Here is a 12,728-nt window from a genome sequence, read left to right as displayed (position 1 = left end):
CACCCGTAACAACAGGCAGAGAGACGCATTCCACATTCCGCTTCTGGTCGTTCAGGCCGGGAACGCTCTCTTCTGCGCGCAATTTGACGAAGGACTATGGCGATGGGACAGATAGCAATCACGGGGCTCGGATGCGTTTTCCCAGGAGCGGATTCGCCGGACCGTTACTGGCGCAATCTGGTCGAGGGCAGGGACTGCACCTCCCCGCTTTCCGCCGTCGAACTGGGCGTCGATCCCGCCCTTTATCATCATCCCGAGCCGGGAACGCCAGACCACATCTGCTATACTAGCAATGGACATGTGCGTGACTTCCGTTTCGATGCCGAGGGTTACCGGCTGCCGGCCAATGAGCTTCGCGCGCTCGATCCGCTGTTTCACTGGACGATGCATGCCGCACGTCAGGCGCTAGAGGATAGCGCCGCGTTGCCGAAGCGCTGCGGCCTGATCGCCGGCAATATCGGCATGCCGACCCATTCGGGCAAACGCCTGATGTCGGGTTTCTATCATCGCATTCTCGAACCCTATCTGCGCGAATTGCTCGACAGGCCGGATTTTTCCTTTGCTTCCTATTGGGATGCCTCGGGGCTTTCCGGTCTCAACCTCATGACCGGCAGCCACAATGCCACCATCGCGGCTCTGGCGCTCGGCCTGTCCGGCCCGACCTATGCCATCGATGCGGCCTGCTCCTCGGCGCTTTATGCGATCCGCGTCGCGAGTTCCTACCTTCTCGACGGCAGCGCCGACATGATGCTGGCCGGGGCGGTCTGCCATGCCGATCATATTTATCTCGACCACGGCTTCAACGTGTTGCAGGCGTTTCCGTCCGATGGGCGTTCCGTTCCCTTCGACCGCGCTTCGCAGGGGCTGAAGGCCGGGGAGGGCGCTGGCATCGTGGCGCTGAAACGTTACGAGGATGCACTCCGTGACGGCGACCGGATTTACGGCGTCATCGAGGCGATCGGCATTTCCAACGATGGCGGCGCCAAACATATGCTGCTGCCGGACCCGCATGGGCAGATGCTGGCGCTGCAGCGCGCCTATGCCGGCATTTCGCCCGACATCGACTATCTGGAATGTCATGCGACCGGCACGCCGGCCGGCGATCAGGTGGAGCTTTCCACCATCGAGCGTTTCTTCGGCGAAACCAAGCTGCCGCTTCTTGGCGCAAACAAGGCCAATAACGGCCACAGCCTCACCGCATCCGGCATGGCTAGCCTTCTGAAAGTGCTTCTGGCCATGCGCCATGATCTGATACCGGCGACGCTGGATATCGAGAACCTCGTCGCCACGCCGAAGGGCCTCGTCAACCGCGACCATATCGTGCGGGAAAACCACCCCTGGGCAAAGGGGGGAAAACCACGCCGCGCCGGCATCAACGCCTTCGGTTTCGGCGGCGTGAACGGCCATATGGTGCTGCGCGAACATGTTGCCGATGGGGCTGTTCCGGTCGCCGCGAGCACGCGGGTCGTGGCTACGGCAGAACTGGATATTGTCGGCATCGCCATGGCCCTACCGGGAACTGACAATGTGGAAATCTTCCGCGAGACCATCACCACCGGACGCCAATGGTTCCAGCCCCTGCCGCGCACGCGCTGGCTCGGCCTCGAGCAGCGCCGCGATATTCTCGCCATCGGCGGCATGGATGAAGCGCCGGAGGGCGGTTATATCGAGAGCTTCGATTTCGATTGCCGCCATTTCAAGCTGCCGCCCAAGGTCATCGGCAATCATCTTCTCGCCCATGCCTTCTTGTTGCCAGTGGCCGAGCGGGCTTTTCTCGATGCGGGTTATGCGCTCGACGGGCAGAGACGTAATATTGCGGTGATCGTCGCAAGGGATGTCGATCATAGTTGCCTGCGCTATCAGGCGCGCAACGAGATCGGTTGGCAATTGCGCGATAGCCTCGATCGGTGCGGCATTACGCTTTCCGCCGAGCAGATGCAGGCGCTGCAGGGGATCGTCAAAGACAGCCTGTTTCCGGAACCCTTCCCCGAAGGGATCACCGGCGGGGTCGGCAATATTGCGGCAAGCCGTGTCGCAGCGCATCTGCGGCTCGACGGTCCGGCCTTCGCACTCTGCTCGCATGAAAGCTCGGCTTTCAAGGGGCTGCAACTGGCACGCTACATGCTCTCCGAACATATGGTCGACGCCGTCATTCTGGCCAGCAGCGCCTGCGATGGCGGGCTGGAAAACATGGTCTATGCCACACCCCATCGCAGCCAGCCGGTGGGCGAGGGCTGCGGCGTCCTGATGCTGGAAAAGGCTGGGAGCGGGGCGGCGGGCCGGGCCTATGCACGTCTGCGCGCGCTTGAAATACAGCATGACACGACCCCCGGCGTGAGCTTCCTGCCATCGGCGGATGCGGTGGCCCGTACGGCGCAGGCCTGCCTGCAAAAAGCGGGCATCGCACCTGCGGATATCAGCTATATCGAGCGCTACAGCATGGCGCAGGTCGCGGAGGCGCGCGTCGAGGCGGATGGGCTGGAAAAGGTCTATGGCACGTCGGTTCCGGTTGGAAGTTCCAAGAATAATTACGGACATCTCGGTGCGGCGTCCGGCATGCTCAGCCTGATCAACACGGCGCTGGCTCTACATTACGGCCTGTCGCCGCGATCCACCAACGGGCGGCAGCTGGCGGCCGTCAGCGGCATGGGTGTCGACCGGGCCTATGCGCATATCGTGCTCGAAAGTCCGGCCTTGGCGCGGCCGCATGCCACGGGTCCATCGGTGAAGGCGCCGGCGGCCGATCCGCTGCTGGTCAGGGTTTTCACCGGACGGGAACGCACCATCCCCGAGGTCATTCTCGATCCCGCCAATATCGCCCTCTTTCAAAAATCACGGTTCGGGACGCCGCATCGGCCGTCCCCGGCGGTGGTGGCCGAATCTTTCCCCAAACCGGTTACCGACTGCCTCCAACGCCTGCCGCTGGACTGGCAGCAGAGGCAGGCGGTCCGCAATGCCCGCACAAATCTGCGCTTCATGCAAACGGAACAGGTGTTCTATCGTCGCCTGCGCCATATGATAGCCAGCGAAACGGTCGTGCCTTCGCGCCCCGTGCTGTTCGACGAAGCGCAACTGGTCGAGCTGACGGACGGTTCGGTGAGCCGCGTGCTCGGGCCGGATTATGCACTGGCCGATAGCTACGCGATCCGCACACGTATGCCGTCACCGCCCTATATGTTCGCGTCCCGCATCACCGATACGACCGCAAAAGCAGGAGCGCTGGAGCCGTGCCGCATCGAATGGGAACTCGATCTGCCTGACGACGCCTGGTTCATGTGCGAGGACAAGGTTCCGGCGTTCGTGGCGCTGGAATCCTCGCATGCGATGATCGTCGCCTTCACGCTCATCGGCTGCGACCAGCTCTTCAGGGGCGAGTTGCGCTATCGGGCGGTGGACAGCCGCACCTTCGTTTACGGCGAAATGCCGCGCACCGGCGAATTGCTGCGTGGGCGGGTGGATATCAAATCCTTCCTCAAGGTCGGCCGCAATATTCTGGTCTCCTATGAATATTGGTGCCTTGCGGATGAGCGGCCCGTCTTCCGTCTGGAGGCGAATTCCGGCTTCTTCCTGCCGCGCGATCTGGAACGGTCCAAGGGCGTGGATCCAGCGCCTTTCCTCAAGAATGACGGCCCGGTGCGAAACCCGTTCACGCCGCTTCTCACCTGCGCGAAACAGCATTTCGGCAATGCCGAGATCGAGGCGCTGGGCGCTGGCGATCCCGTCGGCTGCTTCGGACCCGACTATCGAACCGACGCCGTTCCGCCAAAGCTCTGGACGCCAATGGCGCGGATGCTCGACCGGGTCGTCTCCGTCGACCCGAAAGGCGGGGCGTTTGGCCTCGGCTTGGTGGTGGGCGAGCGCAATATCGATCCCGACCATTGGGCTTTCAGGGCGCATTTCAAGAACGACCCCTGCCTGCCCGGAACGCTTCTGGTGGAAGGCTGCGAACAGCTCCTCAAATTCTACCTTGCCTATCTCGGGCTTTATTCGGCTCCCGGCCTCCATGGCCACACGCTGACCGATCACCAATACAGCGCCAAGTTCCGCGGCGAGGTGAAGCCGCAGCGCGATATGCTGCGCTACCGGCTGACCTGCAAATCGATCGACGTCGCCTATGGCGAGGATGGCGTCACGCTGGAGGCCGCATCCTTCGTTTTCGTCGCCGAGATCATCCACAAGGACAATGTCATCGGCATTTGCGACAATCTCGGCGCCGGTTTTTCCCGTCGCCGCAACGACCAATCATCATGGGTGGCCGCAGCATGAACGAGAACCTGCACATGAATTCCAAACCGCTTCTGCGGGCATGGCGAAAACAGGCCGGTAGCCCCGCTTCCATCGAGACGACCGGCGGGCTTCTCGCCGATCTCGGCCGCCGGCTCTATGTGGTGAATGCCGGCGACCGGCTGTCGCTTGAAACGACATGCAACGACGCGCAGGCGTGCAAGGGCATGGTGCCGGCGCTGGAACCGCAGCAGCTCGGCGATCCAGCCTTCCTTCACGATTACGGCGTGCGCATGGCCTATTACGCCGGCGCAATGGCGAATGGCATCAATTCCGAGGACATGGTGATTGCGCTAGGCCGGCAGGGGCTTCTCGGCTTTCTCGGTGCGGGCGGGCTCGGCCGCGAGCGTGTCGCATCGGCGCTGGCGCGCATCGGCGCGGCTCTCCCACATGGCCCCTGGGGCGTGAATCTTCTTCACAATCCCGGCGATGCCGAATGGGAGATGGACGTGGTGCGCCTGTGCATCCGCCACGGCGTCAGGGTTGTGGAAGCATCAGCCTATATGAACCTGTCGCCGGCCGTTGTTTACTGGCGTGCGTCCGGGCTTGCCCAAAATGGGCAGGACGGCATCGACATCCGCCACCGCATCATCGCCAAGGTTTCGCGGCGCGAGGTGGCGCAGCATTTCATCCATCCGGCCCCGGAAAAAATATTGGCGAGGCTGGTGGAGGACGGCCTGATATCTGCCGATCAGGCGGAGATGGCGGGCGAGGTGCCGATGGCAGACGATATCACCGTCGAGGCCAATTCCGGCGGCCATACCGATAATGGCGTGCTGAGCTGCGCCTTTCCTTCCATTGCGGCGTTGCGTGACGACATCGTCGAAACCCGCGGCGAGGCGTTCCGCGTCCGTATCGGTGCGGCGGGCGGTATCGGCAATCCGCAGGCGGTTTACGCCGCTTTCGCCATGGGCGCGGCCTATGTCTGCACCGGTTCGATCAACCAGGCCTGCATCGAGGCAGGCACCTCGCCACAGGTGAAAGCGCTGCTCGGACGCGCCAAAATGGACGATGTGGCGATGGCGCCATCCGCCGACATGTTCGAGATCGGCTCCAAGGTGCAGGTGCTGAAGGGGGGCACCATGTATGCCATGCGTGCGCAGAAACTCTATAATCTCTACAAGCAATATGACGGCCTCGAAGATATTCCGGCCGCCGAGATCGCCGGTCTGGAGAGCGTGATTTTCCAGAAATCGCTGCCGCAGGTCTGGGAGGAGACACGGCAGTTTTTCAAGGCGCGCGGCAATCCCAAAATTCTCGAAGCGGCGGAAGCGCATCCGAAGAAACGTATGGCGCTGGTCTTCCAGTGGTATCTCGGCCAATCCTCCCGCTGGGCGATTTCCGGGGCGAAAGCCCGCGCGGTCGACTACCAGATATGGTGCGGCCCGGCCATGGGCGCGATCAACGAGTGGCTGCGCGGCAGCCCCTATGAGGCGGTTGAAAGCCGCTCAGTCTTCACAATCGCTGATCTTATGATGCGCAATGCGGCCTATCTGGCGCGGCTTGCCGCCCTTAAACATGCGGGCATGCCGGTGCCGGAAGCGCTTTATCGTTACCGGCCTTGGGCGGGCCATTCCGCGCCGCACCTCATGCCGTCCTCACCAAACTCCTCCCTGCCAATCGGAACCGTCCCGGCAGCATAGCCGGCCCAACTGGAGAAAGCACAGCCATGATCACAGATACAGACAGCAAGCTGACGCTGAAGATTTCGCGCGATTTCTACAAGCGGCTCTGGGAACTGATGCCGGGCGGCACCCACTATAATTTCGGCGATGCCGAGCGCGCCTTCGTCGTGCCCTTCAACAAGGGCCGCAATTCCCGCGTATGGGATCTGGATGGCAACGAACATCTGGATTTGTTCTGCAAATTCGGCGCGCTTTTCGTCGGTCACCACAACGAGGCCTATAATGAGGCGCTGATCCACTACATGGAAAAGGTCACGTCCGTCGATACCTGCGATCTGGAGATCGAGGTGGCGGAGTTGATGATCAAGCACATCCCCTGCGCCGAGATGGTGCGCTTTTGCCTCAGCGGCACGGAGGCGGTGCAGAATGCGCTGCGGCTGGCGCGCGGTTTTACCGGCAAGAACCGTTTCATCCGCTTCCATGGCCATTATCACGGTAATGCCGACAACGTCATGGGTTTCCGCAAGAAGGACAATCTCGATTTTCCCGTGCCGGAGAAATACCAGGGCGACATGCTCGATACGCTCGGCCGTGCGGAAGGTGTGCTTGAAAGCCAGAGCTTCATGCTGCCGTGGAACGATATCGATGCGCTGGAAGCCACCATCCGCCGTTACGGTAATGAGATCGCGGCCGTGCTGATGGAGCCGATCTGCATCAATGGCGGCGGTATCTTCCCGGTCGAAGGTTATCTGGAGCGGACGAAGGAACTGTGCGAAGAGAATAATATCGTTCTGATCTTCGACGAGATCATTACCGGCGTGCGCCTCGGCCTCGGCGGTGCGCAGGATATTCTCGGTGTGACGCCGCATCTCGCCACCTTCGGCAAGGCGCTCGGCGGCGGTTCGATGCCGATTTCCGCCATCGCCGGCCGGCGCGACATCATGGACCTCTATACGCGCGGCAAGGTCATCCATGCCGGCACGTTCAACGGTTATCCGCTGGGTCTCGCTGCGATCAAGGCGACTTTCGACATCGTTGAAAAGGATCCCGGTTGCTACGACCGGATGCGCCGCTACACCGAGCAGATCTCGGGCGTCTTTACAAGGGCGGCGAAGGCTGCCGGCATGCCGCTCGTCATTCAGGGCATGCCGACGGCGCTGGTCTATCACTCGCAGGAAGAGCCGGTGGATCGTTCCGAGGGCTATTCGCACAAGGTGAAATTCTGCGACATCATCATCCGCGAGGTGAGCAAGCGCCACGGCATCCAGTTCTCGCCGCTTTCGCGCATCTATTCCAACCTCCTGATGAACCAGGACGATGTGCATTTCTTCGAGGAACGCATTTCCGATGCGCTCGTCAATGCGCGCAAGGTCATGGAAATCGCCTTCAAGGACGAGGAAGTCGCGTGAGCCAGCAAATTGCGGTCGTGACAGGTGCTTCCGGGGGCTTCGGCGCCGCCATTACCCTCTCATTGCTGGAGGTGGGTTATGCTGTGGCGGCAACGGATATCGACGTCGCCGCGCTGCAACGCCTTGCGCGGGAGGCCGGCAATCCCGAGCGGCTCGGCATTTTCGCCATGGATGTGACGAACCATGGCAGCGTCGAGCAGGCGTCGGGCGCTATTGCCGATAAAATGGGACTGCCGGTGACCGTGCTGGTCAATAATGCCGGCATTCTCGACCGCACCTATTGCGTCAATGATCGCAGCCAGACGCAGTCCCGCAAGGTCATCGACGTCAACCTTGCGGGCGCGTTCAACTGCACCGGCGTATTCACGCGCTCCATGGTGCGCCAGCGTTACGGGCGCGTCATCAATATTGCATCGATTGCGGGCATCTGGGGGGCAGGGGGCGGGGCGGCTTATGCCGCCTCCAAGGCTGGCCTCATCAAGGCTTCGGAATCCTGGGCGCAGGAGCTTGGCCAGTTCAACATCAGCGTCACGGCGATTGCGCCGGGTATCTGCAAGACCAACATGTCGAAGCCTTTCGAACAGGAAGGCATCAACGACACGGTGGCCGATGAACGTCTGGTGCGCTCCATCGTGCCGGTCGGGCGCTGGGGCACGCCTGAGGATGTGGCGGAAGTCGTGACTTTCCTTGCCACCTGCAAAACCAATTATCTCAATGCCGCGGTGATCCCCATGGATGGCGGCATGCGGGTCGGAACGCTGTGAACGGAGATCGGCGATGACATATGGGAACGATGTGGAAAACATCCTGCTGACCGGCGCCACCGGCGTGATGGGCGGCCGTTTGCTGCAGGAACTATTGAGCGCGACGAAAGTGACGATTTATTGCCTTGTACGCGCGGCCGATGCGGCAGAGGCAAAAAGCAAGATTGAAAGCGTTTTGTTCTGCTACGATGAGGAGCGAAGCCTGAAGCAGGAGGCCGACGCGCGCATCGTGCCGGTTCTCGGCGATGTTTCCCGGTCCAACCTAGGCTTGCAACGGCAGGTGTGGCGCGATCTTGCCGCCAGGATCGACCTTGCGCTGCATTGCGCGGCCAATGTCAATCTGATCGCCTCCTATAGCAGGATTGCGCCGGTCAATGTCGGCGGTTCGGCTAACATGGTGGAGCTGTGCCTCGAGGGGAAAATTCCCCTTTTGCACACATCGAGCTTCAGCGTCATTGGCGACAAGATCTATGAGGATTTCACGCTTTATGAGGATGCGCTCGATGTCGGTCAGCGTTTTCCCGACATGGATTATGAACGCTCCAAATTCGAGTCGGAAAAGCTGATGCATGCCGCCGGGCAAAAGGGCCTCGATTTCATTATCGTGCGGCCGGGCAATATCTGGGGCGACAGCCGCACCGGGCGTTATCCGTTGACGCAGACCAAGGTGAAGGGCATTTATTACGAAGCCGTGCGCGCCATCGTGGAAACCGGCTTCACCTTCGCGTCTGATGAGGATTTCGACATCACGCCGGTCGATTATGTGGCGCGGGCAAGCCTTCACCTCGCCATGAACTGGCGTGCGCATAACCACCGCACCTTCAATCTCGTCAACCCGAAGCCCATCGACTGGAATACGTTGGTGGAACAGGTGCGCGATTGCGGCTACGTGATCCGCGAACTCTCGCGCGACAATTATTTCGATGCGCTCAATCAGGGCCGGATGCTGCGGGAGGGCAAGGCATACAGCTCGGTCTTCACCGATCTGCTGTCAATGCTGGGAAATGGCGACTATGTACGCGACAGCGGCAAATACGATACTGCCAACACCCGGAAGGCGCTCGCGGGAAGCGGTATAAGCTGCCATGAATGCGATGTCATGCTGATGATGCGCTATCTCGACTATGCCTTCGAAAAAGGTTTTCTGCCGCTCGCCGGTAGCGGCTTTCCGCTGGCCGAAATTTCCAGGACCGTCGTGCCGCGCGGTTTCATGGAACGGCTTTACGACGCGAAGCTGGTTTAAGCGCGTGCAGGGGCAGGGCGAGGGGGGATTCCTTCGCCCAACCTGTCGACCATGACGATATTCGGTACTTGACACATTCAATATATCCATTATTCTGGATTTATGGATAACAGTAGTGCAATCACCGCGCTTGGCGCGCTCGCCCAATCTACCCGACTGGAGACCTTCCGGCTTCTCGTGCGCCACGAGCCGGATGGCATTCCGGCCGGTGAGCTTGCGCGTCTTCTCGACGTTCCCCAGAACACGATGTCGGCGCATCTCGCCACGCTTTCCCGGGCCGGTCTGGTCAAGAGCGAGCGGCAAAGCCGGTCTGTCATCTATCGTGCCGATCTTGACGGGTTGCGCCTGCTGACCCTGTTTCTGCTGAAGGATTGCTGCGGTGGTTCGACCGAGCTTTGCGCGCCGTTGATTGCCGAGCTGACGCCCTGCTGCAGCCTGCAGGCGACGCCGTCATGAACGCCGCCTGGCTGGTGTCCACCATCTCTTCTGCTTCGATCGCGGGGCTTGCCAGGCCACCGATCTAACCACGGACCGAAACCATGACCGATAAGATCTATAACGTGCTCTTTTTGTGCACGGGCAATTCCGCTCGCTCCATTCTTGCCGAATCCATTCTCGCCAAGGAAGGTGAGGGGAGGTTCAATGCCTATTCGGCCGGTAGCCAGCCGAAGGGAGAGGTAAATCCTCACGCCCTGAGGGAACTGGCCGTGCTGGGTTATCCGACCAGCGGGTTCACCTCGAAAAGCTGGGACGTGTTTGCCGGACCTGATGCGCCACGGATGGATTTCATCTTCACGGTGTGCGACAGCGCCGCCGGCGAAGCCTGTCCGGTCTGGATCGGCCATCCGATGACTGCCCATTGGGGGATAGAGGATCCCGCCGCTACGGTCGGCTCTGAGATCGAGGTTCAGCGCGCCTTCGCGCAGGCCGCTCGTTTCCTCAAGAACAGGATCGCGGCTTTCGTCAGCCTGCCGCTGCAATCCATCGATCGTATGGCGCTGGAGACCCGGCTTCGACAGATCGGTGCATTGGATGGAACCACCAATCCTGAAGGAAAGTCGGCCTGATGTCCCTGTTCGAACGTTATCTGACCGTCTGGGTGTTTCTGTGCATTGTCGCCGGTGTGGCGCTCGGCCATCTGATGCCCGGTGTCTTTCAGCTCATTGCTGCGGCCGAGATCGCCAAAGTGAACATTCCGGTTGCGATCCTGATCTGGCTGATGATCATTCCGATGCTGCTGAAGATCGATTTCCGGTCTCTTTCGCAGGTCGGCATGTTCTGGCGCGGCATTGGCGTGACCTTGTTCATCAACTGGGCCGTCAAGCCGTTCTCGATGGCGCTGCTCGGCTGGTTTTTCATCGGCTGGCTGTTCCGCCCTTATCTTCCGGCCGGTGAGATCGATTCCTACATTGCCGGGTTGATCATCCTTGCCGCGGCTCCTTGTACGGCCATGGTCTTCGTCTGGAGCAACCTTACGCGGGGTGAGCCGCTGTTCACGTTGTCGCAGGTCGCGCTCAACGATGCGATTATGGTCGTGGCTTTTGCTCCCGTGGTCGGCCTGCTGCTCGGTCTTTCCGCCATTACAGTGCCGTGGGCTACGCTTCTTCTTTCCGTTGCGCTTTATATTGTCGTTCCGGTCATCCTCGCGCAACTGGTCAGGCGCCGGCTCATGGCTGACGGAACCTCACGGACGCTGGATTACGTTCTCGCGAAATTGCAGCCGATTTCGCTGGCGGCGCTGCTTGCGACACTGGTTCTTCTCTTCGCTTTTCAGGGCGAGCAGATCATTGCCCAGCCGGCCGTCATCGGCCTCCTCGCCATCCCCATCCTCATTCAGGTCTATCTGAATTCGGGGCTCGCCTACGTCCTGAACCGCATGACGGGTGAGCGCCATTGCGTCGCTGGGCCTTCCGCACTCATTGGCGCCAGCAACTTCTTCGAACTCGCGGTCGCGGCCGCCATCAGCCTGTTCGGGTTTCAGTCGGGTGCGGCGCTGGCAACCGTTGTCGGCGTCCTCATAGAAGTTCCGGTCATGCTTTCGGTCGTCTGGATCGTGAACCGCTCGAAGGACTGGTATGAGGCTGCACCCGCCGTTTCCCGAATGATAACGACCGAAAGGCAATGACCATGGACGCCACCATCTATCACAACCCGTCCTGCGGGACGTCGCGCAACACGCTGGCGCTGATCCGCGCGGCAGGGATCGAGCCGACCGTGATCGAATATCTGCGGGAACCGCCGACACGCGAGCAGCTTGCACGCATGATTGCGAATGCGGGGCTGACGGTGCGCGAAGCCATGCGCGAAAAAGGGACGCCTTATGCCGAGCTCGGTCTCGACAATCCGGACCTGACTGACGATCAGTTGCTCAATGCGATGATGGAAACGCCGATCCTCATCAATCGTCCCTTTGTCGTAACGCCACTCGGCACCAGGCTCGCCCGTCCTTCAGAGGTCGTGCTGGATATTCTGCCGAACACATTCAAAGGGCCGTTCTTCAAGGAGGATGGCGAGCAGGTCTTCGACAGTGAAGGAAAGCGCGTTGCCTGATAGTTTTCCCGCGTTGCAGGGGCATCACCTGCACAGCATCGACCCGGTGGCTCTGCGTCCGGCGTTTTCGACCCATAAACCACGCATCCTGATCCTTTACGGCTCGCTGCGCGAAGTCTCCTATAGCCGTCTGCTGGCATTCGAGGCCGGGCGGCTGCTCGAACGGCTCGGTTGCGAGGTTCGGATATTCGATCCGAAGGGCTTGCCTTTGCCCGATGAAGCGCCGGTCAGCCACGCCAAGGTGCAGGAATTGCGTGAACTTTCAGAATGGTCGGAAGGACAGGTCTGGGTAAGCCCCGAACGCCATGGCGCGATGACCGGCATCATGAAGTCGCAGATCGACTGGATTCCTCTTGCAATCGGTTCTGTACGGCCGACGCAGGGCAAGACACTCGCCGTCATGGAAGTGTCTGGCGGCAGCCAGTCCTTCAATGCCGTGAACCAGATGCGAATTCTCGGCCGATGGATGCGGATGATTACCATTCCAAACCAATCCTCGGTGGCAAAGGCCTATCAGGAATTCGACGCGGAAGGCCGGATGAAGCCGTCATCTTATTATGATCGGGTCGTCGACGTCTGTGAGGAACTGGTGAAATTCACGCTGCTGACGCGTGACGCTTCCAGCTATCTCACAGACCGATATAGCGAACGCAAAGAGTTGACAGATGAACTTGAGAAACGTGTTTCGCTAAAATCAATCTGACGGGCTGGGTTCGGTTCAACGTTTCGTGCTTTTCAATCGTGGTTGAATGCGGCTGAAATCCAGAGCCACAGCATCAAATAAGTTCCATAATCTATCTTATGCGATTAACAGCCTGGCTGAGGGTGGGTTCAAGGATGAAGTGCGACTTGC

General features: G+C 60.4%; 10 protein-coding genes. All 10 read left to right on the top strand.

Translation table 11 applies throughout. The features are described from left to right. Window positions 1–102: 102 nt before the first annotated feature. The 10 genes from PL599_RS10780 (at window position 103) to arsH (ending at window position 12,578) form a co-directional block, all read left to right on the top strand. Complete coding sequence (locus tag PL599_RS10780; protein ID WP_269823943.1) at window positions 103–4,266, top strand: hotdog fold thioesterase; 4,164 nt, start codon at window positions 103–105, stop codon at window positions 4,264–4,266. Further along, complete coding sequence (locus PL599_RS10775; RefSeq protein WP_269823944.1) at window positions 4,263–5,927, top strand: PfaD family polyunsaturated fatty acid/polyketide biosynthesis protein; 1,665 nt, start codon at window positions 4,263–4,265, stop codon at window positions 5,925–5,927. The genes PL599_RS10780 and PL599_RS10775 overlap by 4 nt, the downstream gene beginning before the upstream one ends. Before the next feature lie 26 nt (window positions 5,928–5,953). After that, window positions 5,954–7,318: an aspartate aminotransferase family protein gene (locus tag PL599_RS10770; RefSeq protein WP_217004753.1), complete on the top strand. Its 1,365-nt coding sequence runs from the start codon at window positions 5,954–5,956 to the stop codon at window positions 7,316–7,318. Then, window positions 7,315–8,082: an SDR family NAD(P)-dependent oxidoreductase gene (locus tag PL599_RS10765; protein ID WP_269823945.1), complete on the top strand. Its 768-nt coding sequence runs from the start codon at window positions 7,315–7,317 to the stop codon at window positions 8,080–8,082. Before PL599_RS10770 ends, PL599_RS10765 begins: the two co-directional genes overlap by 4 nt. 13 nt (window positions 8,083–8,095) lie before the next feature. Next, window positions 8,096–9,325 carry a thioester reductase domain-containing protein gene (locus PL599_RS10760; RefSeq protein WP_269823946.1) on the top strand — a complete coding sequence of 410 codons (1,230 nt, stop codon included), beginning with the start codon at window positions 8,096–8,098 and terminating at the stop codon, window positions 9,323–9,325. A 102-nt stretch (window positions 9,326–9,427) separates the two neighbouring features. Next, window positions 9,428–9,781, top strand: a complete 354-nt coding sequence (locus tag PL599_RS10755) for an ArsR/SmtB family transcription factor (protein ID WP_269823947.1) — start codon at window positions 9,428–9,430, stop codon at window positions 9,779–9,781. Between the two features lie 83 nt (window positions 9,782–9,864). Next, window positions 9,865–10,392 (top strand): arsenate reductase ArsC, encoded by a 528-nt coding sequence (locus PL599_RS10750; RefSeq protein WP_077982309.1) that lies wholly within the window; start codon window positions 9,865–9,867, stop codon window positions 10,390–10,392. Next, complete coding sequence (gene arsB / locus PL599_RS10745; RefSeq protein WP_269823948.1) at window positions 10,392–11,450, top strand: ACR3 family arsenite efflux transporter; 1,059 nt, start codon at window positions 10,392–10,394, stop codon at window positions 11,448–11,450. Before PL599_RS10750 ends, arsB begins: the two co-directional genes overlap by 1 nt. A 2-nt stretch (window positions 11,451–11,452) precedes the next feature. Further along, a complete protein-coding gene (gene arsC / locus PL599_RS10740) occupies window positions 11,453–11,875 on the top strand; it encodes an arsenate reductase (glutaredoxin) (protein WP_142912211.1) in 423 nt (140 codons plus the stop codon). Further along, window positions 11,832–12,578, top strand: a complete 747-nt coding sequence (arsH, locus tag PL599_RS10735) for an arsenical resistance protein ArsH (RefSeq protein ID WP_269823949.1) — start codon at window positions 11,832–11,834, stop codon at window positions 12,576–12,578. Before arsC ends, arsH begins: the two co-directional genes overlap by 44 nt. The last annotated feature ends 150 nt before the right edge of the window (window positions 12,579–12,728 follow it).

Origin of the sequence: Agrobacterium sp. ST15.16.055, from assembly GCF_027956555.1 — a bacterium.
Classification (GTDB): domain Bacteria; phylum Pseudomonadota; class Alphaproteobacteria; order Rhizobiales; family Rhizobiaceae; genus Agrobacterium; species Agrobacterium salinitolerans.
The sequence above is the reverse complement of the archived record's forward strand: the minus strand, read 5'-3'. Positions and strand labels throughout refer to the sequence as shown.

Bases quoted from the DNA above. Each gene is read 5' to 3' on its own strand.
- PL599_RS10780 (WP_269823943.1), top strand. From the start codon at position 103: ATGGGACAGATAGCAATCACGGGGCTCGGATGCGTTTTCCCAGGAGCG.
- PL599_RS10775 (WP_269823944.1), top strand. From the start codon at position 4,263: ATGAACGAGAACCTGCACATGAATTCCAAACCGCTTCTGCGGGCATGG.
- PL599_RS10770 (WP_217004753.1), top strand. From the start codon at position 5,954: ATGATCACAGATACAGACAGCAAGCTGACGCTGAAGATTTCGCGCGAT.
- PL599_RS10760 (WP_269823946.1), top strand. From the start codon at position 8,096: ATGACATATGGGAACGATGTGGAAAACATCCTGCTGACCGGCGCCACC.
- PL599_RS10755 (WP_269823947.1), top strand. From the start codon at position 9,428: ATGGATAACAGTAGTGCAATCACCGCGCTTGGCGCGCTCGCCCAATCT.
- PL599_RS10750 (WP_077982309.1), top strand. From the start codon at position 9,865: ATGACCGATAAGATCTATAACGTGCTCTTTTTGTGCACGGGCAATTCC.
- arsB (WP_269823948.1), top strand. From the start codon at position 10,392: ATGTCCCTGTTCGAACGTTATCTGACCGTCTGGGTGTTTCTGTGCATT.
- arsC (WP_142912211.1), top strand. From the start codon at position 11,453: ATGGACGCCACCATCTATCACAACCCGTCCTGCGGGACGTCGCGCAAC.
- arsH (WP_269823949.1), top strand. From the start codon at position 11,832: ATGGCGAGCAGGTCTTCGACAGTGAAGGAAAGCGCGTTGCCTGATAGT.